The following is a 22,957-nucleotide window of genomic DNA, read 5'->3' on the forward strand; positions in this document are numbered from 1 at the left end:
GGCGGGACTTCGGCGAAGCCCGGGGCGTGGATCGCGGCGACGGCGGAACGGCCGGGAGTCCGGAACCGCCGCCAAGGGTCAGGCCAGTCTGGACTCGGCCTTGATCTGCGGCTGGGCGCGCATGAGGCTGGCGGCCACGCCGGCAGCCGACAGGCACATGATGAGCGATGACCCGCCAGCGGACACGAACGGCATCGGCACGCCGAGCACCGGAAGCAGGCCTACGACCACGCCGATGTTCACGAGCGCCTGGCCGACGATCCACACCGCGATGCACACCAGCGCCATCGAGGTGTACCGGTCCTTGGTCTGCAACGCCACGCAGATCAGGCACCAGCCGATCACCACGAACAGCAGGATCACGAGCGCGGCGCCGATGAACCCGGTCTCCTCGCCGATGATCGCGAAGATGAAGTCGTTCTGCGCGGCGGGCAGGTAGTTCCATTTCTCCTTGGAATTGCCCAGGCCGACGCCGATCAGCCCGCCCGACGCCATCGCGTACTTCGCGTGGACCGACTGGTAGCAGATGCTCCTCGTGTCGCTGGTGGAGCACGAGTACGCCGCCAGCACGCGGTTGAGGCGGTTCGGGCTGGTGATCACGAGCGCGAGCACCAGCACGCCGAGCACGGCGACCATCCCGACGAAGAACCTGGTCGGGAACCCGCCGATCATGAACGCGGTGACGCCGATGAACACGATGATCAGGGCCGTGCCGAGGTCCTTGCCGAGCAGCACCAGCCCGAGGCTGACCACGTAGGCGACGCCGGGCACCAGATACGCCCTGATGCCTTCCGCGCGGTAGCGTTTGGCCGACACCAGCAGCGCGGCCGGCAGCCATATGCACAGCGCCAGCTTGGTGACCTCCGCGGGCTGCATCGAGAACCCGGCGATGTAGATCCATCCGGAGTTGCCGTGCGTGTCCCCGCCTCGGCCCAGCGGCGTCAGGGTCAGCGTCTGCAGCAGCATGGACGCCACCACGAAGGCGAAGCTGATGCGCCGGTAGAACAGCGCGCGCCGGCGCATGAAGAACACGGCCGCGGCCACGCCGATCACGCCGTAGACGCCCTGGCTCAAGGCCTGCACCCACGGCGCCTTGCTCTGCGAGATCAGGCTGACCGTCGAGCTGGAGAACACCATGATCAGGCCGAAACCCGTAAGCACGACGACGGCCACCAGAAAGCCGTGGTAGCACCACAGCGGGTTGAACAGGCTGCGGATGCCGGTATAGCCGGCGAAGCCCATCTCGTCGTCCGCGTCGATGCGCGTGCGCACCGCCTTGGGATGCGGCGCGCCCGTATGCCCGGAGCGCCCGGATCGCCCGGACTCGCCGGACCGTCCGGACGATCCGGACACCGAGCGCGGGGTGCCGCTGGTCCTTCTACCGTTCGCCATGCTCCCCCGTCCACCGTGCCGCGGCGGCGGCGAAACGATCGCCGCGCTCGGCGTAGGACTTGAATTGGTCCATCGAGGCGCAGGCCGGGGCCATGAGCACCACGTCGCCCGACACGGCGTAGGATCCGGCCGCGTCGACGGCGCGGTCCATCACCGTGGCGTTGTCGTCCGGGTTGATGACGGTCAGCGGGATGTCGGGGGCGCTGGCGGCGAAGGCGTCGATCATCGGCCGCTGGTCCTTGCCGATGATCACGGCGGCCTTGATCGTGTGCGCCTGGTCGGCCACGAGCTGCTCGAACCGGCTACCCTTCGCCAGTCCGCCGGCGATCCACACCACGGACTTGTCCGCGAAGCTGCTCAGCGAGGCCTTGGCCGCATGGGCATTCGTGGCCTTCGAGTCGTCGACGAAGCGGACGGTTCCGCCGTCGGCCATTGTGGCCGTGGCCACGGTCTGGATGCGGTGGCCGCCCGGGGCGAACCGGCGCAGCGCGCCGAGCGCCAGCTCGCGGTCGGCGCCCATGCCGAGCACCAGCGCCAGCGCCGTCAGCGCGTCGGCGATCAGATGCGGGTAGAGCGTGCCGTCCGGCTCCTGCAGATGCGAGAACTCGGCGAGGGGCGCCAGCCGCACGGCTTCGCCCGGCTCGCCGCCGGCCACGCCGCTCCGGTCGACGATCCACCCGTCGGCCACGCCGATCTGGCCGGATGCCGGCTCATGCAGCGTGAATCCGATACGGCGGCAGTCCGGGCCGGTCTGCGCGGCCGCGGCCAACGCGCTGACCCGCGCGTCGTCGGCGTTGTAGACCAGCGCGCGCTTGACGCCGTGGAACACCTTCGCCTTGTCGGCCGCGTAGTTGTCGATGCCGCCGTGCCAGTCGAGGTGGTCGTCGGCGATGTTGGTGATCGCGGCGCAGTCCAGGCGCAGCGAATCGGTGAAATGCAGCTGGAAGGAGCTCAGCTCCACGCACAGCACGTCGTGGGACGGGTCGATGGCCGCATGGGACACGGCCTTGCCGATGTTGCCGACGGCCGGGGCGTCGAGCCCGCAGGCGGTGAGCATCGCGGAGGTCATCTCGGTGGTCGAGGTCTTGCCGTTCGTGCCGGTGATGCCGATCCACGCCGCCGGCTCGCCGGTCCTGGCGTTGTCGGCGCGCAGCCGCCACGCCAGCTCGACCTCGCTGAACACGGGGATGGACCGGCGCTGCGCCTCGAGGATGAACGGGGTACGCGGGTTGAACACCGGGGAGGTCATCACCAGGTCGACCGCATCCCAATCGATCCGGTCAAAGGAGTGCAGATCGGCCTCGGGCTTGCGCTCGTCCACGCCGATCACCCGCTTCGCGCGGGACCGCAGCACGTCGATCATGCTCCGCCCGGAGATCCCCAGCCCGGCCACGAGCACCGTTTTGTCATTGAGCTTCATATCAGCCTCTTTAGTATGCGTCCAACAGATATCGTCGGACGCGGTATCGTTCACCGATGATGCCGGCGTCGCGCGCCGGCGCGCCCTGTGCCCCGCCGTCGTCCCGCAACGGCTCCGCAGGCGGTCTTACAGCAGCCCCGAGCGCATGGCCCAGTCGCCGTAGAAGACGACGAGGCCGAGCAGCACGAACATGAGCTCGATCATCCAGAACCGCACGACGACCTTGCCCTCGGGCCAGCCGAGCAGCTCGAAATGATGATGGATCGGAGCCATCTTGAACACGCGCTTGTGGGTCATCTTGAAGTAGCCGACCTGGATCACGTCGCTCATCGCCTCGATCACGTACAGCCCGCCGATGATCACGGCGAGGAACTCGGTGTGCGTGGCGGTCGACAGCGCGGCGAAGAGCCCGCCGAGCGCGAGCGAGCCGGTGTCGCCCATGAAGATGGTCGCCGGATTCGAGTTGTACCACAGGAACGCGCAGCAGGCCACGGCCGCGCACACGGCGATGATGCTCAGGTCGAGCGGGTCGGACACCGCATAGGAGTAGCCCTGATGCGTGCCGCCCTTGATGTGGTAGCTCTCCCAGAAGGCGATGATCGCGTAGCCGGCGAAGGAGATCATCGAGGAGCCGGCGGCTAGGCCGTCCAGGCCGTCGGTCAGGTTCACGGCGTTCGTCCACGCGGTCATCAGGAAGTTCACCCAGATCACGAACAGGATGATCGCCACCGCGCGCCCGGCGAATTCGAAGCTGAAGAACGGCCGCTCGATGAAGCTCATGCCGGCCTGGGCGCTCGGGAAGCCCGATTTGGTCGGCACGATCAGCGCCAGCACCGCATAGATGGTGGCGAGGATGAATTGGCCGATGAACTTGCCGGTCACGGTCAGCCCCTCGTTCTGCTTCTTGCGCACCTTGGCGAAGTCGTCGATGAACCCGAGCACGCCCATCGACAGCATGGCGAACAGCACCAGGACGGCCGACCACGAGGGCGCCTGCCCATTCGCCAGATACCGGTACAGCGCGGAGGCACCCCAGCCGAGCACGATGGCGAAGTTGATGACCACGCCGCCGAGGGTCGGCGTGCCGCGCTTGATCTGATGCGACTTCGGCCCATCCTGGCGGATGTACTGGCCGTAGTGCAGCCGGTGAACAAGCCGGATCAGCAGCGGTGTGCCGACCAGGGTGACGACCAACGACACCACAATTCCTACGATCAGGGAAATCACGGTTTTCTCTCCAGTTCAGACTCGTTCGGTTTTACCGGTCTTGCCGTTCATGACTCGCGCCCAGCGTTACTCGGCATCGGGCCGGCTCCAGCGGGACGCCAGCGCGCTCAGCCCGGAGGCGTGGGAGCCCTTGAGCAGCACCACGCATCCCGGGCGGCCGGCCACCAGCGACCGGACGCGGGAATCCGCCTGATCGGCGTCGTGCACCCAGTCTATCGACACCCGGGCATCGCCCTGCGCCGCCGACTCCCGGGCGCCCTGCGCCAGCGCGTTGGCCAGCGCGTCGAGATGCGGGTCGCGCCCGCCGACCGCGACGACCGCGTCGAGGCCGAGCCCCACCGCGTACGCGCCGATGTCATGGTGCAGCCGGCGCTCGTCGCCGCCCAGCTCGAGCATCGCACCGAGCACGCCGATCCGGTACAGCCGCTCCCCCTCGCCGTGCCATGCCGCCAACGCGTCGAGGCCGGCGCGCATCGAATCGGGGTTGGCGTTGAACGAGTCGTCGATCAGCGTGAACGCCTCGCCACCGCGTTCCACGCGGGACACGGCCATGCGATGGTCACTGATCGTGCGCTGGGCGTGCAGCACCCGGGCGATGCGGTCCAGCCCCATGCCGAAGTGGCAGGCCACGCTCGCCGCGGCCAGCGCGTTCATCACGTTGTGCGCGCCGCGGATGCCCAGCGTGACATCCACACTCTCGCGCCCGTCCCCCATCGTGAACGCGGCGCAGCCGTCGCCGGTCAGGCGGACGCCGTCGGCCTTGAGCTCCCCCTCGCGGGCCGAACCGTCCTCGCGCCCGAACCACAGCACGTCGCCCGGGGCGATGGCCTCCATGGCGGCCACATGCGGGTCGTCGGCGTTGAGCACGCTCACCCCGCCGGGCAGCAGCCCGCGCACGATTTCGCTCTTCGCCTGCGCGATGCGCTCGACCGAGCCGAACTCGCCAAGGTGGGCGACGCCGACCTTGAGCACCACGGCCACGTCCGGCGGGGCGATGGTGGTCAGCCGGGCGATCTCGCCGACGTGGTTGGCGCCCATCTCGGCCACGAAGAACCGCGTCGACGCATTGACCTTGAGCGCGGTCAGCGGCAGGCCGACCTCGTTGTTGAACGATCCGACCGGCGCCACCGTGCCGCCGAGCTCGCTCAGCAGCGCATGGAGCAGGTCCTTGGTGGTCGTCTTGCCGACCGACCCGGTGATGCCGACGATGGCGAAGGGATCGGCCTCGGCGCGCCGGCGCTCGATGTTGTGCCTGGCCAGCAGGCCGAGCGCCGCCACGGTGTCGCTCACCACGATCTGGGGCAGCGGGGCGTCGACCTCATGGTCGACCAGCGCGCACGCCGCGCCCTGCGCGGCGACGTCGGGCAGGAAGTCGTGCCCGTCGACCCTCTCGCCGGTGATCGCCACGAACACCGATCCCCCGCGCGCCTGGCGCGAGTCGCTGACCGCCGAGGTGGCGACCGCCGCCCGGTCATCGATGGCGACGCCGTGCGGGGCGAGCGTGCCCCCGACCGCTTCGGCCACTTCCGGCAACGTCATCGGCATCATGGTCTCTTGTGCATTCACGTTCTGCATCCTTTTCCTCATACCGGTCATCGCGCCTCACCCCAGATCGTGGCTGACGCGCAGGGCGTTCTTGATGTTGTTCTTGCGCACGCCGGCCTCCATCACCATCGCGATCGCGAGGGAGAGCCGCTTGATCTCCTCAAGGTCGCCGTTCGCGCTGGATTGGATGGCGATCTGATCGGATTCTCCGGTCCGCCCGGTCACATGCGTCTGCTTGTCGGAGACGAAGCCGTAGGTCTCCCGCGCGCGGCGGCCGATGTCGGCGTTGCGCGGATCGCTGTCCATCGCGTCGACGCCGAGCACGTCCACGGCGACGCCGTTGAGCGAGCCGGCGGCCAGCGTCGTGTCGTCCAGCGCGATCACGACGGCTGCGGCGCCGTCCTCCTGGCAGATGCTCAGCGTGCGCTGCACCTCGAGGATGCCGATCGGGTAGTTCAGCTGCAGACGCCGCTCCAGCGAGCGCGAGCCGAACGATCCGATCATGCTGACCGGATTGCCCAGCGTGTGCAGCAGCTGCGCGAGTTGGCGCACGTTGCGACCGACGGCCGCCGGGTCCCCGCCGGCCAGGGCGAACACGGCCAGCGAGTTCGCCGGCTTGCCGCACAGGTCGGAGGCCAGCACGCCCAGCTGCTCGTCGGTCAGGTCGGCCACCAGCACGGGCAGCTCGCCGGTGTTGGCCAGCGAGCGCAGCGACGGCGGCACCAGCACGGCGTACGCGCCGCGGCGCACGGCCTGCTCCATCCGGTTCGCGTCGATGCCGTCGCGGGGGATGTACAGCGCGCCGGGCGTGATGGAATCGATGTCGTCCGCCAGCGAGGTGACGGTGACGTTCGCCGCGAAGGGCGGTACCAGCTCGCAGCCGTAATGGTCGGCCATATACTCCAACGTCGTGCGCTTCGCCATGGTCTCACTCACCGAACTCATGAACCGGCCCTGCCTTCCTCACTGCTCCGCCTCCTGCACTCCTGCTCGCAACCTTAGTCCCCGGGCTCACCACGTCACCGGAATGGCGTCCGTGCGCGGGCTCGATACGGGCACCTCGTACTTCTGCATCAGGAACTTGCTGATGGTCGCGAACACCGGGCCGGCGGTGATGCCGCCGTACGTGCCCTGAGCGTCCTTCATGACCACGGTGACCACGAAGCGCGGGTTGTCGGCCGGGATGATGCCGGACCAGTCGGACACGATCGACGTGAGCTGGTTGTTGGCGCCGGCGACCTGCGCGGTGCCGCTCTTGGCGGCGACGCGGTAGCCGGGGACCTCGACCATCTTGCCGTAGCTCTCGGATACGGATTCCATGGCGTTGAGCACCTGCGAGGCCACATTCCCGTCCACCACGCGCGTCGCTTCGCCGTTCGCCGGCTCGCTGACGCGGCCCGACGAGTCGGTGACCGACTTGATGAGCCGCAGCTGGGGGCGCACGCCGCCGTTGCCGATCGTGGCGACCGCCGAGGTCAGCTGCAGCGCGTTCATCGCGTAGCCCTGCCCGAACAGCACGGTGTTGTGCGTGCGCAGGTCCCAGTCGTTCGAGCCGTACAGAATGCCGGCCGACTCCCCCGACAGGCCGAGGCCGGTGTCCTGGCCGACGCCGAACTTGGTGAGGTACGCGTAGCGCTGCTCGTCGGAGAAGTTCGTCGACGCCATGATCATGCCGACGTTCGAGGAGTTCTGCAGGATGCCGGCCAGCGTCCAGCGCTGGGTGCCGTGATCCGAGGAATCGTGGAAGTCCTGCCCGTCGGCGGTGATGTGGTCGGGCACGGTGAACTGGTCGGAAGCCTTGTGCAGGCCGTCCTGCAGCAGGCCGGCCATGGTGAAGACCTTGCCGACCGAACCGGGCTCGAAGACCTCGCTGACCACGCGAGAGGTGTTGAGCTTGGCGCTGTCGCTGCCGGCCTCGATCTGGTCCGTGTCCTCTAGGGCGAGGATGTCGCCGGTCTTGACGTCGGCGACCACGGCCATGGCCCACGAGGCGCTGTACTTGTCCTTGGCCTCGAGCAGCGCCTTCTTGACGTACCAGTCCACGTCGCTGTCGACGGTCAGGGACACGTCGGACCCGTTCACCGCGTCCTTCGACTCGGTGAGCGTGCCGGGGATCTCCTCGCCGCCGAGGCCCTGCTGGTACACCTCGTATCCGTCGGTGCCGGTCAGCGCCTTGTTCTGCGACGCCTCGAGGCCGGCCACGCCGTTACCGTCGGCGTCGACGCCGCCCAGGATCGGTCCGAGCAGCGTGCCTCCCGAATAGATGCGCTCGTTGGTCAGCTCGCCGTAGACGATGCCGCCCAAATTGAGGTCGTCGATCTTGCGCTTGACCTCCGGGGTCACGTCCTTGGCCACGACGGCGTACTGGCTGTTCGCGTTGCTCAGCGTGGCGCCGAGCTCCATCTCGTTGACGTCGGTCAGTACCGAGGCGATGAGCCGGGCCACGGCCGCGGAGCCGGTGGCCCCGACCGGCTTGCCGTCGATCTGGTGGCAGACGTCGTCGTTCTCGCCGTTGCACTTGATCGGCGTGAATTCGGTCGCCGCCTGCGGGTTGGCGATGATGTTGTAGCGCTCGACGCTCTGCGCGAGCACGGTGCCGTTGGTGTCGAGCAGCTTGCCGCGCTTGGCGTTGATCGTCACCTTGAGCGTGCGGCCCTGGGTCGCGGCCAACGCCGTGCTGTGCCCGAACAGCTGGACGGAGGCCAGCTGGATCAGGCACGCGGAGGCGACCACGGCCAGCACGACGCCGACGACGATGCACCGGAAGGCGAAATTGCGCGCCTTGGCGAACCTGCGGATGTCCTCGATCATTGGGTACCGCCCTTATCGTCTTGGTATCCGTTCAGGTCAATGGACACCGACCCCTGCTGCGTCACCATGCCCATGTCCTCGGCCTTGCTCGGCAGGGATGAGATGAGCGCGTCCAATTTCGCCTGATCCTCCTCGACGTCCTGCGACAGCGTGTTGATGTGCGACTGGATGGCGGCGGCCTCGAACGCGTTCTGCACCATCTGGGTGCGCAGCAGCAGCGCGCCGATCAGCGTTGCGGTGAGGAACAGCGCCGCCGCAACGATGTGCATCAGCGACGTGCTGCGCGACCGCGTCCAGGTGACCAGCCGCGCGAAGCCGCCGGGCATGGCGTCCCTGCCCGCGCGGGTGCCTTCGACCACGTGCAGTTCGGGCCGCGTCGATATGTCCGGCTGCTTTCTGGGCCGTCCGGCGGCGGGCACGGCGTTGGAGCGTACGGTGCGTCCGCGACCTGCCATTATCGGTTCCTTCCTTGCCTGCGGTGATCGGTACGGTGCTCAAGCTGGCGCATCCGGCGTTCCGGGATGGGCCTGACCAGTTCCACGGCGCGCAGCCGCACCGAGGCGGAGCGCGGGTTGGCCGCCATCTCCTCCTCGTCCGCCTTGAGCGCGCCACGGGTCAGTTCCCGGAAGAACGGCTCGGCGTCGGGCGGGATCATCGGCAACCCGGCCGGGGCGTCCACCTTCAGTCCTTGATTCATGAAGCTTTTTACGGTCTTGTCCTCCAATGAGTGGTAGGACTCGACCACGATGCGTCCGCCGACCGCAAGGCGCGAGGCGATCTGCGGCAGCGTGCTGGCCAGCTTGTCCAGCTCGCCGTTGACCTCGATGCGCAGCGCCTGGAACACGCGCTTGGCCGGGTTGCCGGCGGGGCGGTGGGCCTGCGGCACCACCTGGTCGACCAGGCGGTTGAGCTGGGCCGAGGTGGTCAGCGGTTCGGCGGCGCGGCGGGCCACGATCTCGCGCGCGATCTGGCGCGCGAAGCGCTCCTCGCCGTAGTCGCGGAAGATGCGGGCGAGATCGTCCTGGCCGTAGGTGGCGAGCACCTCCTGAGCCGTGAGGCTCTGCGTCACGTCCATGCGCATGTCCAGCGGGGCGTCGTGGGAGTACGAGAAGCCGCGGTCGGTCTCGTCGATCTGCAGGCTGGACAGCCCAAGATCCATGAACACGGCGTTGACCTCGCGCACTCGCAGCTTGGCAAGCACCTCGTCGAACGCGTCGAAGGCGGCGTGCACCGGCGTGAAGCGGTCGGCCAGCCCCTCGCGCCGCATGCGCTCGGTGGCCAGGGCCAAGGCCTCGGTGTCCCGGTCGATGCCGATGAGCCGGGCGTTCGGGGCCGCCTTGAGGAAGTTGGTCGCGTGGCCGGCCAGGCCGAGCGTGCAATCCACGACGACGGACCCCGGCTTCTCGAGCGCGGGCGCGACGAGATCCACGCACCGCCCGAGCAGTACTGGTTGATGAATGGTCGTGATATCGGTCATCAGAATTCCACCGCCGGCAATACGTCATCGGCGATATCGGAGTATCCCTGCTCCTGGGAGGCCAGGTACTCCTCCCACGCCTTGCTGTTCCAGATTTCCGCCCGGGTGCCCACGCCGATCACGACCACGTCCGTGCCGAGGTTCGCGTAGTCGCGCAGCATCTGCGGCACGAGGATGCGCCCCTGCTTGTCGGGCTCCTGGTCGACCGCGCCGGACAGGAACACGCGCAGATAGTCGCGGGCCGCCTTGTTGCCCATCGAAGTGCGCTGGATCTGCATGGCGATCCGGCGAAATTCGATCTGAGGCAGCAGGTACACGCACCGCTCCTGGCCGCGGGCCATCACCATGCCGGGGCCGAGTTGGCCGCGCAGCTTGGCCGGCAGGGCCATACGGCCCTTCGCGTCGATCTTCGGCGTGTACGTGCCCAGCAGCAGCGGAGGCAGATCCATCATGCCGGCCGCCCCACCGGGTGTTCCGGAGGCGGCCTGAACGCCTTGATTCAGTACCTGATCGTCCATGGCCACCTCCTTTCGCCGCGCAATGGATACACTCCACCCAAACTGATTCACCACTTTACCCCACGACTCACCATTCTCCCCCACTTCTTGACAAATTCTCCCTCTTTTTCAGGGAATATCCACACGCCCGCGCAGGGCCCCGGCATCCGGCGGGGCGCCCGCGACCCTCCTTGGGCCCGCGACCACGGAGCGTTGGTAGGGAGCCTGCGGTAGATTTGAATGCCTGAGTTTTCACCTAGGGAACGGAATGCCATGTCGAGTTACTCGTCACAGATCCGCGAAGAACAGCATGCGGTCGACCGCGCTTACGGCCGTCTGGACGCCATGCGCGCACAGGTCAAGGACTGGCTTGACGCCGTACGCGCCCGCGGGGCGCACGGCTCGCCGACCCAGCGCACCGAGCGGGACTCCTTCGCCACCATGTACGAGGACCGGCTCACGCAGATGCGCGCCGTGGAGGACCGGCTCGTCTTCGGCCGTCTCGACGACGCCGACGGCAACCGCCACTACATCGGGCGCATCGGCCTGTCCGACGACGACCACGAGCCGATCCTGACCGACTGGCGCGCCGAGGCGGCCCGTCCGTTCTACGAGGCGACGCCGTCGCACCGCGGCAACATCGTGATGCGCCGCCATCTGACCCTGCGCTTCCGCGAGGTGGTCGGCATCGAGGACGAGGTACTGGACGTGCACGCCGAGCAGGTCGGCCAGGCGGCCTCATCCGGCACGCTGACGGGCGAAGGCGCGCTGCTGGCGTCGCTCAGCTCGCGGCGCACCGGCAAGATGACCGACATCGTCGCCACGATCCAGGCCGAGCAGGACCGCATCATCCGCTCCGACCTCGCCCACGCCGTCGTCGTGCAGGGCGGGCCGGGCACCGGCAAGACCGCCGTCGCGCTGCACCGCGCCGCATACCTGCTGTATACGCACCGCCGCACGCTCGAGCGTTCCGGCGTGCTCGTCATCGGCCCCAGCTCGACGTTCCTGCACTATATCGACCAGGTGCTCCCCTCGCTGGGCGAGACCGGCGTGGTCAGCCGCACCATCGCGGATCTCATCCCCGGCGTCGAGGCCACCGCAGTCGACTCCCCGCTGGCGGCCAAGCTCAAGGGCGACCGGCGCATGGCGCGTCTGGTGGCCAATGCGGTCGCGTCCCGCGAGAGGGTCCCCGCCAAGCTGCCGGTCGTGCGCGTCAACGGCTTCGCGGTGCCGATGACCGCGGCCGACATCGAACAGGCCCAGGGCGACGCCAGGCGCACCCATCAGCCGCACAACAAGGCCCGCGAGACCTTCGTGCGCAGCATGCTTTCGGCGATGCGCGCGCGCTACGCCGAGCAGCTCGACTACACGCCCGACGAGTCCGAGCTCTCCCGCGTCACCTCGCTGCTGCGCATGAACGACGAGGTGCGCAGGACCCTGAACCTCGCGTGGCTGCCGATGACCGGCCCGTGGCTGATCGACCAGCTGTGGTCGCACCCCGAGCGGCTGCGCGCCCTGGCCCCCTGGCTCACTGAGGAGCAGGTCCGCGCGCTGGCCCGCGAGAAGGGGGCTCCGCTGACCCGCTCCGACATCCCGCTGCTCGACGAGGCGATGGAACTGCTCGGCCCCGATCCGAAGGCGGCCTCGCGCATCAGCGCGCAGGACGCGGCGCGGGCCGAGGAGGAGCAGTTCGCGCGCGACACGCTCGCCCAGGCCGGCATCGGATCGGGCATCGTCACCGCGCAGATGCTCGTCGACAATCTCAGCGGCGACGCCGCGGAGCCGATCTCGCACCGGGCCGCGTCGGACCGCGAATGGACATACGGGCATATCGTGGTCGACGAGGCGCAGGAGCTCACCGACATGGATTGGCGCATGCTCATCCGCCGCTGCCCGTCGCGCTCGTTCACGATCGTGGGCGACGTGGCGCAGACCGCCGCGCTGGGCGGCACCCGCTCCTGGCCGCACACCATGAACCGGCTGTTCGGCGAGCGGAACTGGACGCTCAACGAGCTGACCATCAACTACCGCAATCCGAAGGAGGTCTCGGAGCTCGCCTCGCGTTTCGCCAGGAACGAGGGACTGTACATCTCCACGGTCAACGCGGTGCGCACCATCCCCGATTCGGTTCGGCGCGTGAGTGTCGAGGACCGCCCCGCGCTGCTCGACGAGGTCGCGGCGACCACGGTGGAGCTGACCCGCGAGTTCATCAGCGACGACGGCACCGGCCGCATCGCCGTGATCGCGCCGGACGACATGCTCGGCCAGCTGCGGCCCCACATCGACGGCGTGCTGCGCCGCGCGCTGCCGGCCGCGGAATACGAACGGCTGAGCCGGCAGGGCGAGTGGGAGCGGCAGGTCAACGTCTGCGACACCGAAATGGTCAAGGGACTGGAGTTCGACGCCGTCATCGTGGTCGAGCCCGGCCAGGTGGAGCAGCAGGCGCCCTCCAGGCTGGTGGCCGCGGCCGACCTGTACGTGGCGATGACCCGGCCGACGCAGCGGCTGTTTATAGTTCGGACTCGCGAGGACGAAAACGATCTTGTCCTCTAAGGTAGTGGTATCCGGTCGTTTATTCTAAGGTAGTGGGTATGCCTAAAGCACTGTTACTGGAAAACATCCATCCCTTCGCCGCGCAGTCGCTGCGCAACCATGGCTTCGAAGTGGAAACCCTCAAGGGAGCTCTGGGCGAGGACGAGCTGATCGAAGCGCTTGACGGCGTGAGCCTGCTCGGCATTCGCTCCAAGACCAGCGTGACCCGCAAGGTGATCGACGCCCGCCCCTCGCTGACCGCCGTCGGATGCTTCTGCATCGGCACCAACCAGGTCGACCTCGACTACGCCGGCAAGCACGGCATCGCCGTGTTCAACGCGCCGTACTCCAACACCCGTTCGGTCGTCGAGCTGGTGATCTGCGACATCATCTGCCTGATGCGCCGCATCCCCGCGCACACGCACCACATGAAGCAGGGCATGTGGGACAAGTCGGCCGCCGGCTCGCATGAGGTGCGCGGCAAGACGCTCGGCATCATCGGCTACGGCAACATCGGCTCCCAGCTCTCCGTGCTGGCCGAGGCCCTCGGCATGCGCGTGGTCTTCTACGACATCGAGGAAAAGCTGGCGATGGGCAACGCCCAGCGCTGCGACACGCTCGGCGAGCTGCTCGAGCAGTCCGACGCGGTGAGCATCCACGTGGACGGCCGCAAGTCGAACACCGGATTCTTCGGCGAGGACCAGTTCGCGCAGATGAAGCAGGGCGCGATCTTCATCAACCTGTCCCGCGGATTCGTCGCCGATCTGGGCGCGCTGAAGCAGCACCTGGACTCGGGCCACGTCTCCGGCGCCGCCGTGGACGTGTTCCCCGTCGAGCCGAAGAAGAGCGGCGACCCCTTCGAGACCGCTCTGGCCAACGAGGACAACATGATCCTAACGCCGCATATCGGCGGCTCCACGCTCGAGGCGCAGGAGGCCATCGGCCACTTCGTGGCGCAGCGCCTGGAGGACTACTGGGAGAAGGGCTCCACGATGCTCTCGGTGAACATGCCGCAGATCACGATGAGCAGCCTGCCGGGCACCGCGCGCATCGCGCACCTGCATGCGAACCTCCCCGGCGTGCTCGCCCACGTCAACCGCGTGCTTGGCGAGGAGAACATCAACATCGCCGCGCAGGCACTCGGCACCGAAGGCGAGCTCGGCTACGTGGTCACCGACGTGGCCCAGATGCCGAGCGCCACGGCGCTCGAAGCGCTGCGCGACATCGAAGGCACCATCCGCATGCGCGTGATCAGCTGACGCACAAGCCTGTTCCTCGGCTCCCCTCTTCGGGGAGCCAGCGGCGCCGACTACACGCATTCAGGTTCCCCTCTCCGAGGGAAACCGGCGGCACATCGGACCTCACGCATTCAGGCTCCCCTCCCCGAGGGGAGCTGTCGGCGAAGCCGACTGAGGGGAGCAAAGGAAAAGGTCCGCTGGACCGTCATTGATATGCTCCCGCCAGATGGGCAAGTCCTGCGGACTGCCATAGCAGTGCACGAAGCGCACGCCCCCGCTGGCGGGGGCTGTCGGCGAAGCCGACTGGGGGTGGTCGGAAACGCCGCGGCAATGCGCCCTCTCAATCAAAAACGACCTTGTGGCCGCATACGTCAATCCGCTTCGGCCTTTGCGGCATCGCCGCTTTTCAGCTGATCAATGGCGTGCTGGAAGTCGACAAGACCGTTGAAGTTCTGGTACACGCTCGCGAACCGCAGGTAGGCCACCTCATCGAGTTCCTTCAACGGCGCCAGAATCGCCTTGCCCACATCCTCGGAGCGCACCTCCGCCAGACCCCGCGAACGCAGATCCTCCTCCACGCGCTGTCCCAGCATCTTCAGGTCATCCTCCTTGATGGGCCTGCCCTGGCACGCCTTGCGTACGCCAGAGATGACCTTGTTGCGATCGAACGGTTCGCTGTTGCCCGAACGTTTGGTCACCAGCAGCATGGTGGTTTCCACCGTGGTGAAACGCTTATGGCATTTCAGGCACTCACGGCGACGACGGATCGAGTACCCATCCTCACTGATACGGGTATCAACGACTTTGGTATCCGGTTGTTGACAAAAAGGGCAATGCATGCCCACAACAATAGCGTGAAATACCCCGAACACGCCAAAACCCGGGTTTCGCGTGTCCGCGGAATCCTCTCCAGGCCCCGGTATCATTGCCAGCCGCCGCTCACTTCCATCGTCTCCGTGTCCGCAGATCCCCATCCATCGCGACACCAAATCAGAAATCACGGAAACGGCGTCTCACCATTCACTTTCGTCGCTGTCGCATCCTCGGCATCCCCGCCACGAACCGACACCCTCTGCCTTCCGATCTCCATCATGCCTTCCGATCTTCACCATGGTTCCCGATCTTCACAATGCCTTCCGATCTTCACCACGCCTTCCGATCTCCATCATGAATCTCGATCTTCACAATGCCTTCCGATCTTCACCACGCCTTCCGATCTCCATCATGAATCTCGATCTTCACCATGCCTTCCGATCTTCACCACGCCTTCCGATCTTCACCACGCCTTCCGATCTTCACCACGCCTTCCGATCTCCATCATGAATCTCGATCTTCACCATGGTTCTCGATCTCCATCCCGGCTTCCGGCACTCACCGAATGCCTCATCTCCATCACCTTTGCCGATCGCCCAACACATGTCCTGCACTGGGCGAATTCTCACTAATCGACCGGTCTTTCCAGCATCCCCGTCCTTCCGGTGTCCAATGGATCCGTTCGCCATTGGACGGTTCTTTCACTCGGGATAGTTCTTTTATTCAGGATATTTCTTTCATTCGGCACAGTTCTTTTATTCAGGACGGTTCTTTCACTCGGTATGCTTCTTTTATTCGGCACAAGTTCTCAGCCTTTCATATCGAAACCATCGCCCTGCGATCGGAAAACCATTCCATGATTCGTAGAAACCCGATTTCAATTCATAAAATCTCGGCTCCATACTTCACGGAATCCCGCCCGTTCCTACCGCACCGCCCCCTACCGCACCGGAACGACTAGCGTTGCAGCAGTCCAGCCCGGTAGTCTGCCACATGGGTCTGCTGCACCGGAACGACTATGCGTTGTCCGGCTTGAAGCACATCAGTCGACAGATCGTTCAACCGCATGAGCATGTCCACATTCTGCGAGACATCCCCGCCCTTCGGCGTGATGGACTCCGCATACGACCACAAGGTATCCCCCGGACGCACGGTATAACTGGTCACTTCAGTGGCCGACGGCATGGAATCGGCATGGTTCGGCGTCATCACGGACAGCACGCCCCATGCCAACAACGCACATGCCACCGCCACCACAATGCGACCGCGGCGATTCAGCCGCACGCCCTGTCCGCTCCGGCGGGACACGCCGGCTCCACGTATAACGGCATCATGCCCGTCCGCGCCGCTACGATCTCCCTGCATGTGATCATAACGACGATATTCGTCCAGCGCGCCGCGGGACCGCTTCACCGCGACAGAACGATCGGATCCCCGCACCGTTGCGGCTTGCACTATTGCACCCGTCATCGCCACCACATCCTTTCGAACACACGTTCTATAGAACATCTGTTCTGATTATGGCACATCTGTTCGACCGCCGCAACACGTCGTGTCGAACAGATGTTTGATTTAGCGCGACTTGCACGTTATGCTAGGAATATACGAAAGGAGCCGGCCGTGAGTACCATTCCCTTTACTCCGCAAGCATCGAAGAGCACGCCATCCGAAAGCGCGCTGACCGACCGCCAACGCAAGGTTCTGGACGCGATCCGGACCCACATCAACGAACGCGGCTTCGCTCCTTCATTCCGCGAAATCGGCGAAGCGGCCGGTCTGAAAAGCCCTTCCTCGGTCAAGCACCAGCTGCAGGTGCTTGAAGACAAAGGGTTCATCCGCATGAATGCGAACAAGGGACGGGCCATCGAATTGGTGGAAAACGCAGGAACGGACAAGACCGCCACCGCGGTGGCCACGATCATTCCCTTCCCCGACGACGCCAGCACATCGATACAGCAGTCGCGCGACGTTCCGCTGGTCGGCCGTATCGCCGCCGGCGTGCCCATCACCGCCGAGCAGCATGTGGACGATGTGATGCGTCTGCCCGAACGCCTGACCGGCACCGGCAACCTCTTCATGCTTGAGGTACACGGCGATTCGATGGTCGATGCGGCGATCTGCGACGGTGATTTCGTGGTGGTCCGCGAGCAGCAGTCCGCTGTCAACGGCGACATCGTCGCCGCGTTGCTCGACGACGAGGCCACCGTCAAAACATTCCGCAAGGACAATGGGCACGTCTGGCTCATGCCCCACAATCCCGCCTACTCCCCCATCGACGGCACCCACGCCCAGATCATGGGCAAAGTGGTCACGGTGCTGCGCAAGATCTGAATCGCATCACCTCATAACCTTCTTACGGCCGTGCGGAAGCTCTTTTACGAGAACTTCCGCACGGCCGATTCCATATTCGTCTATATTGTGACGCCGCCCGACTCGGCAGCATCCACTACTACAGCGGCCTGCCTCATATTTGCCTTATAGCCGACCGAGTTTTCTCTCCGCCGATCGACCCAACAAGGCAACTCTGCCAGAAACCAGAAGCATTGCTTCGCGGAGACGTATGCCAGCGAAGCACAACCTATGGAGACTAAGAGCGACGCCCTAGTTACAAGACGGCATCGCAACCCAACCACGGCATATCCTCGATCGTATAGAAGAACCGTCCCGCCAAGAGAGACCTCAGCGGAGCATACCGCATAGAAACCCCAAACTTCACCCCGCCACGAAGCCCCAGCACGGCACACCCAATAGAGACCAGAAGCAACACCCCGCCAAGAAGCATGTCAGCGCAGCAACACCCATAGAGGCTACGAGCGGCGCACCGCCTAGAAGACGATAGCGCAGCACAACCACGACCATATAGAAGAACCACCCCGCCAAAAAACCCTCAGCGGAGCATACCGCATAGAAACCCCAAACGCCACACCGCCGCGAAGGCCTAGCAGGTCGCACCCCTCAAAGGCTAGAAGCAACACCCCGCCAAGAGGCGTGTCAGCGAGGCAACGCTTCTAGTATCCTGCGTCGTAGTTCGTGTACTATGTCTGGCTCCCCTCTTGGAGGGGAGCTGGCCGCGAAGCGGCCTGAGGGGAGCATTACCGAGAACATCTGAATCAAGCCGATTCGCATGCGCTCCCCTCAGTCGGCTACGCCGACAGCTCCCCTCTTGGAGGGGAGCCAGAATTACTAAACGAATTAACAGCGCGGGATACTAGAGGATCGCGTCACAGGCCCGCCGCTTATACGGCTTCACCGCGATCGCAGGCTGGCAACAGGGCAACAAGCTTGCCGCCCCATCCCTGCTCGCCCGGCCATCAGCCACTCGCCCGGCCATTAACAACCCGCGCGCAACCACTCACACGCCCATCCCCCACAACCGCCCACACGGCTGCCCGCGCACGGCTATTCGTGCAGCTGCTCGGCGCTCGGCGTGGTATAGCCCTCCGGCTCCAACTGGAAGGTGGTGTGCGGCACCGAAACCGGAAAATGCTCGCGCAGGCAGTCCTGCAACTGGGACAGCACGTCGGCGGCCTGCTCCATGGTCAGGCCCCGGTCCACCACCACATGGGCCATGAGGATCGGCATGCCGGTAGACACGGTGCTGGCGTGCAGGTCGTGCACCGCGACCACATGCGGCACGCCTTCCATGTGCTCGCGCACCGCATCGAGGTCCAAACCGTCTGGGGTCTCCTCCAGCAGCACCTTCACCGCATTGCGCAGCAGCATGATGGCGCGGGGGATCATCAGCAGCGCGATCAGGCCACCGGCGACCGCGTCGAATCCGTCCCATCCGGTCGACATCATGACCACGGCGGACAGCACCACGGCGACCGACCCGAGCGCGTCGTTCATCACCTCAAGGAATGCGGCCTTCATGTTCATGTTGCCGGAACGCTGCCCGGCGAGGATCATGATCGATCCGACGTTGGCGGCCAGGCCGAGTATGCCGAAGAACAGCAGCAATCCGATGTCCTGGATTTCGCCGGCGCCGTGGCCGAACAGCCGCATTCCGGCCTCGACCAGCGCGTAGACGCCGACGACCAGCAGCACCAGCGCGCTCGCGGCGGCGGTGATCACCTCAAGGCGGGCCCAGCCCCACGTGCGGCTGTTGCTCGGTTTGCGCTGCATGAGGATCGCGGTCACCGTGGAGGCGATCAGCACCGACATGTCGGTGAGCATATGCCCGGCATCCACCAGCAGGGCCAGCGACCCGGTGATGATCGCCCCGACGACCTCGGCGACGAACACCGTGCTCGTCAGCGTGAGCGTCATCACCAGCCTGCGCTGATGGGCCTTGCCGTCGGCGCCTTCCATAACGTTTGCGGTAGCGTGATCGTGGGCCATTCGGCACCTCACTTCCTGTCCGAATGGTTGAGACCGCTTCTCACAACCATTCTCATTTCCCTGTAAAACCACGAAACCCCGGCGCAAGGCCGGGGTTTCGTACCGTATTCGATTATCGCAAATGCGATGATAGCCTCCCCCGAAAGGAAAGCCATCCGTTTCACCTGTCAGTGAATCGTCGTCGGCGCATGCGCCCCGACGATCGACCGCCTGAATCAGAAGCCGAACTGGGCGGCGGTCTCTTTCAGCGTCTCAGCGGAGCGCTTGAGGGCCGCGAGCTCCTTGTCGGAGACCGGGGTGTTGATGGTGTTGTTGACGCCCTGGCGGTTCAGGAGGGTCGGGACGGACATGCAGATGTCGGAGATGCCGTGGAAGTCCTTGAGCATGGAGCTCACGGGCAGGATGCGGTTGGTGTCGTGCAGCACGGCCTCGATGATGTCGACGCCGGACATGCCGATCGCGTAGTTGGTCGCGCCCTTGCCGTTGATGATCTTGTAGGCGGCGTTCTTGACCTCCTGGTGGATCTCCTCACGCTTGGCGGCATCGAGCGGATCGTGGCCGGGCAGCGGGCTCCAGTCGCACATGGGGACGCCACCGATGGTGGCGGAGGCCCACAGCGGCACCTCGGAGTCGCCGTGCTCGCCGGCGATGTAGGCGTGCACGTTCTTGACGTTGACGCCGGTCTGCTGGGCGATCAGGAAGCGCAGGCGGGCGGAGTCCAGGTTGGTGCCGGAGCCGAAGACCTGGTTCTCGGGCAGGCCGGTGAGCTTCTGGGCCACGTGCGTGGCGATGTCGACCGGGTTGGTGATGAGCATGTAGATGGCGTTCGGGGCGACCTTGACCAGGTTCGGCATGATGGCCTTGAGGATGTTGACTGTGGCGCCAACGAGCTCCAGGCGGGACTGGCCCGGCTTCTGGCGCGGACCGGCGGTGATGACGACCATGTCGGCGTCACGGCAGATCTCCGGGTCATCAGAACCGTCGATGGACACGGTCGGGTAGAAGCTGGAGCCGTGCTGCATATCGAGCACCTCGGCCTCGACGCGCTCCTTGGCGATGTCCTCGAGGACGATCTCACGCGCGATGCCGCGCTGGGCGGCGGCGAAGGCGAGGGTGGAGCCGACGGCGCCGGCACCGATAACAGCGAGCTTGGTGGGCTTGGTGAGTGATTCAGCCATGTTGTTCTATGACCTCTCTTGAAATGTGCGCCGATTATGTCGGCATTCAATCAAACAACACATTCACTCTATCCACACACGCTGACGTTTACCCCCGTAATGGTTTTTTCACAATAAGTGATTTTGCTCACATTCTGGCGCCATGCCGTCACTCGTCGATGGACTGCTCCATCACCTGCGCGGCGAGTCGGCTCCCCACCTCCGCCTCGACCATCATGCCGTCGTCGCGGTACTCCACCTCGATCACATGGCCGTATTCGCGGATCCGCGACACCAGCGCCCCGGCCGTGTACGGCAGCAGCGCGCGCACATGCACATGCGGCACGGGCAGCATCGACTCGACCCGCTCGCGCAGCGCGTCGATCCCCTCGCCGGTGAACGCCGACACGATATGCGCATCCGGTTCGAGCGCGGCAAGGCGCTCGCGCGTCACCCCGTCGATGCGGTCGGCCTTGTTGAACACGAGGATGCGGGGAATGTCGGCCGCCCCGTCGATGTCGGCGAGCACGTCGTTCACCGCGTCGATCTGCGAGAACGGATCCGGGTGGGAGCCGTCGACCACGTGCACGATCAGATCCGCCTCGGCGACCTCCTCGAGCGTCGACTTGAACGCCTCGACCAGCTGCGTCGGCAGCCGGCGCACGAACCCGACCGTGTCGACGTAGGCGTAGAGCCGCCCGTCCTTGGCGCGGGCGCGGCGCACGGCGGTATCGAGGGTGGCGAACAGCGCGTTCTCAACCAGTTCCGCCGATCCGGTCAGCCGGTTCGTCAGCGAGGACTTGCCGGCGTTCGTATAGCCGACGACGGCCACGGTAGGCAGCTCGTAGCGCCGGCGGGATCCGCGCTTGACCTCGCGGGCCGGCGCCATCTCGCGTATCTGCTTGCGCAGCCTGGCGATGCGCGTGCGGATCACGCGGCGGTCCATCTCGATCTTCGTCTCGCCGGGGCCTCGCGATCCGATGCCGGCGTCCGCGCCGGCCGCGCGGCCGCCGGCCTGGCGCGACAGCGACCCGCCCCAGCCGCGCAGTCGCGGCAGCATGTATTCGAGCTGCGCGAGCTCCACCTGGGCCTTGCCCTCGCGACTGGTCGCATGCTGGGCGAAAATGTCGAGGATCACCGCGGTGCGGTCCACCACCTTCACCTTGGTGGCGTCCTCGAGCGCACGGCGCTGGCTGGGCGGCAGATCGTCGTCGACGATGATCGTGTCGGCCTCCTCGCGCGCCACCACGTCGGCGATCTCCTTGGCCTTGCCGGACCCAACGTAGGTGGCCGCATCGGGGCGCAGACGGTGCTGCAGCAGGCCGTCGCACACCACGGCGCCGGCGGTTTCGGCGAGCGCCGCCAGCTCGCGCAGGGATTCCTCGGCCGCGGACGCGGTGGTGACGGCGCTCGACCACACGCCGACCAGCACGACGCGCTCAAGGCGCACCTTGCGGTATTCGACCTCGGTGACGTCCTGCAATTCGCCGAGGCCGGCGACGTGCTTGAGCGCATTGCGCGACTCGCGCTCCTCCCAGACCTCGTCGCCGGGACCGCCGGGCACCCCGGGCGCCCCGGAACGGTCATGCTCGTCGAGCAGTACCTCCGACTGGTCGGCCAGCACGCCGGTCAGCACCGGCTCGTCCTGCATGCTGCGGATATCGTCTGCTCGGGTATCGGACTGGGTCAATGGCACCTCTGCTGCTGGTAAGAACACGATTGAACTATGGCTTTGCCATTATCGGCGAATTGCGCGACAAGGCGCCGGCCCCGGGCGGGCGGCGATCGCGGGGGCAATATCGTGGGCCGTTTACTATCATGGGTGCGTACCGTGGAATGGATGAGGTGTAAAGGGACGATGAGCACGAAGCATGCGACGCAGGGCGGAACCGCCAATGAACAGTACTTTTCCGCCGAACCGTCGTCGAAGGACGTCCGCCGCGAGCTGACCGTCTCGTTGCGCGGCGTCGAGACGCCGGTCGAGGTGTCCAACGGCGTCTTCTCCGGCTCGCGGCTGGATCTGGGCACCGCGGTGCTGCTCCGCGAGGCGCCCGAGCCGCCCGAATCAGGCTCGTTCCTCGATCTGGGCTGCGGGTGGGGGCCGGTCGCCCTGTCGATGGCCATGGCCTCCCCCGCCGCCACCGTGTGGGCGGTGGACGTGAACGAGCGGGCGCTGGAGCTGACCGAGGCCAACGCGAAGCGCAACGGGTGCGGGAACATCCGCGCCGCCTTGGCCGATCAGGTCCCCGGCGACGCCGTATTCGACGTGATCTGGTCGAATCCGCCGATCCGCATCGGCAAGGAGGCGCTGCACGGACTGCTCATGGCCTGGCTGCCCCGGCTGAATCCGGACGGCGGCGTGGCCTATCTGGTGGTGCAGAAGAACCTCGGCGCCGACTCGCTGATCCCGTGGCTGGCGTCCGCGCTCGGCGACGGCTACGCGGTGTCGAAATACCATTCCGCCAAGGGCTACCGCGTGATCGAAGTGGCGAGAAGCCGCTGAGCGC

At 66.1% G+C, this 22,957-nt stretch carries 18 protein-coding genes; 4 read left to right on the plus strand and 14 right to left on the minus strand.

Annotated elements, in window-relative coordinates; all coding sequences use genetic code 11:
• Positions 1 to 78: 78 nt before the first annotated feature.
• The 9 genes from BBSC_RS09000 to mraZ all read right to left on the minus strand — a co-directional run bounded on the left by BBSC_RS09000 (position 79) and on the right by mraZ (position 10,324).
• The gene (locus tag BBSC_RS09000) at positions 79 to 1,392 is read right to left on the minus strand and encodes a peptidoglycan glycosyltransferase FtsW (RefSeq protein WP_033518799.1); all 1,314 of its coding nucleotides are present in this window, start codon (positions 1,390 to 1,392) and stop codon (positions 79 to 81) included.
• Complete coding sequence (murD, locus tag BBSC_RS09005) at positions 1,379 to 2,812, minus strand: UDP-N-acetylmuramoyl-L-alanine--D-glutamate ligase (RefSeq protein ID WP_033518798.1); 1,434 nt, start codon at positions 2,810 to 2,812, stop codon at positions 1,379 to 1,381. The genes BBSC_RS09000 and murD overlap by 14 nt, the downstream gene beginning before the upstream one ends.
• Before the next feature lie 126 nt (positions 2,813 to 2,938).
• Positions 2,939 to 4,039 carry a phospho-N-acetylmuramoyl-pentapeptide-transferase gene (gene mraY / locus BBSC_RS09010; RefSeq protein WP_033518797.1) on the minus strand — a complete coding sequence of 367 codons (1,101 nt, stop codon included), beginning with the start codon at positions 4,037 to 4,039 and terminating at the stop codon, positions 2,939 to 2,941.
• Positions 4,040 to 4,105: 66 nt separating this feature from the next.
• Complete coding sequence (locus tag BBSC_RS09015; RefSeq protein ID WP_033518808.1) at positions 4,106 to 5,587, minus strand: UDP-N-acetylmuramoyl-tripeptide--D-alanyl-D-alanine ligase; 1,482 nt, start codon at positions 5,585 to 5,587, stop codon at positions 4,106 to 4,108.
• Between the two features lie 54 nt (positions 5,588 to 5,641).
• Positions 5,642 to 6,529, minus strand: a complete 888-nt coding sequence (locus BBSC_RS09020) for a hypothetical protein (protein ID WP_033518795.1) — start codon at positions 6,527 to 6,529, stop codon at positions 5,642 to 5,644.
• Positions 6,530 to 6,595: 66 nt separating this feature from the next.
• Complete coding sequence (locus BBSC_RS09025; RefSeq protein ID WP_033518794.1) at positions 6,596 to 8,395, minus strand: peptidoglycan D,D-transpeptidase FtsI family protein; 1,800 nt, start codon at positions 8,393 to 8,395, stop codon at positions 6,596 to 6,598.
• Entirely contained in the window at positions 8,392 to 8,850 is a 459-nt protein-coding gene (locus tag BBSC_RS09030; RefSeq protein WP_033518793.1) for a hypothetical protein, read from the minus strand. Before BBSC_RS09030 ends, BBSC_RS09025 begins: the two co-directional genes overlap by 4 nt.
• Positions 8,850 to 9,872, minus strand: a complete 1,023-nt coding sequence (gene rsmH, locus BBSC_RS09035) for a 16S rRNA (cytosine(1402)-N(4))-methyltransferase RsmH (protein WP_033518791.1) — start codon at positions 9,870 to 9,872, stop codon at positions 8,850 to 8,852. The genes BBSC_RS09030 and rsmH overlap by 1 nt, the downstream gene beginning before the upstream one ends.
• Positions 9,872 to 10,324 carry a division/cell wall cluster transcriptional repressor MraZ gene (mraZ, locus tag BBSC_RS09040; RefSeq protein WP_046726014.1) on the minus strand — a complete coding sequence of 151 codons (453 nt, stop codon included), beginning with the start codon at positions 10,322 to 10,324 and terminating at the stop codon, positions 9,872 to 9,874. Before mraZ ends, rsmH begins: the two co-directional genes overlap by 1 nt.
• A 318-nt stretch (positions 10,325 to 10,642) precedes the next feature.
• Between mraZ and BBSC_RS09045 the strand changes: the two genes are divergently transcribed.
• Both BBSC_RS09045 and serA read left to right on the plus strand, forming a co-directional pair.
• The gene (locus tag BBSC_RS09045; protein WP_033518788.1) at positions 10,643 to 12,922 is read left to right on the plus strand and encodes a HelD family protein; all 2,280 of its coding nucleotides are present in this window, start codon (positions 10,643 to 10,645) and stop codon (positions 12,920 to 12,922) included.
• A gap of 38 nt (positions 12,923 to 12,960) precedes the next feature.
• Positions 12,961 to 14,160, plus strand: coding sequence for a phosphoglycerate dehydrogenase (gene serA, locus BBSC_RS09050; RefSeq protein WP_033518787.1), 1,200 nt, complete (start codon positions 12,961 to 12,963; stop codon positions 14,158 to 14,160).
• 350 nt (positions 14,161 to 14,510) lie between these two features.
• Here serA and nrdR read toward each other — a convergent pair whose 3' ends face one another.
• A complete protein-coding gene (nrdR, locus tag BBSC_RS09055) occupies positions 14,511 to 14,978 on the minus strand; it encodes a transcriptional regulator NrdR (RefSeq protein ID WP_033518785.1) in 468 nt (155 codons plus the stop codon).
• A gap of 931 nt (positions 14,979 to 15,909) precedes the next feature.
• A complete protein-coding gene (locus BBSC_RS14265) occupies positions 15,910 to 16,422 on the minus strand; it encodes a LysM peptidoglycan-binding domain-containing protein (RefSeq protein ID WP_231648960.1) in 513 nt (170 codons plus the stop codon).
• Positions 16,423 to 16,572: 150 nt separating this feature from the next.
• On the opposite strand from BBSC_RS14265, the gene lexA reads away from it, so the two are divergent.
• A complete protein-coding gene (gene lexA / locus BBSC_RS09065; RefSeq protein WP_033518783.1) occupies positions 16,573 to 17,283 on the plus strand; it encodes a transcriptional repressor LexA in 711 nt (236 codons plus the stop codon).
• A gap of 1,068 nt (positions 17,284 to 18,351) precedes the next feature.
• Here lexA and BBSC_RS09070 read toward each other — a convergent pair.
• From BBSC_RS09070 to hflX, 3 genes are all read right to left on the minus strand, one after another.
• Complete coding sequence (locus tag BBSC_RS09070) at positions 18,352 to 19,293, minus strand: cation diffusion facilitator family transporter (RefSeq protein ID WP_033518781.1); 942 nt, start codon at positions 19,291 to 19,293, stop codon at positions 18,352 to 18,354.
• Between the two features lie 215 nt (positions 19,294 to 19,508).
• Positions 19,509 to 20,471 carry an L-lactate dehydrogenase gene (locus tag BBSC_RS09075; protein ID WP_033518780.1) on the minus strand — a complete coding sequence of 321 codons (963 nt, stop codon included), beginning with the start codon at positions 20,469 to 20,471 and terminating at the stop codon, positions 19,509 to 19,511.
• A gap of 148 nt (positions 20,472 to 20,619) precedes the next feature.
• Complete coding sequence (gene hflX / locus BBSC_RS09080) at positions 20,620 to 22,101, minus strand: GTPase HflX (RefSeq protein WP_033518778.1); 1,482 nt, start codon at positions 22,099 to 22,101, stop codon at positions 20,620 to 20,622.
• Between the two features lie 207 nt (positions 22,102 to 22,308).
• On the opposite strand from hflX, the gene BBSC_RS09085 reads away from it, so the two are divergent.
• The gene (locus BBSC_RS09085; protein ID WP_033518776.1) at positions 22,309 to 22,953 is read left to right on the plus strand and encodes a class I SAM-dependent methyltransferase; all 645 of its coding nucleotides are present in this window, start codon (positions 22,309 to 22,311) and stop codon (positions 22,951 to 22,953) included.
• The last annotated feature ends 4 nt before the right edge of the window (positions 22,954 to 22,957 follow it).

It is taken from the genome of Bifidobacterium scardovii JCM 12489 = DSM 13734, from assembly GCF_001042635.1.
In the GTDB taxonomy this organism is placed as follows: domain Bacteria; phylum Actinomycetota; class Actinomycetes; order Actinomycetales; family Bifidobacteriaceae; genus Bifidobacterium; species Bifidobacterium scardovii.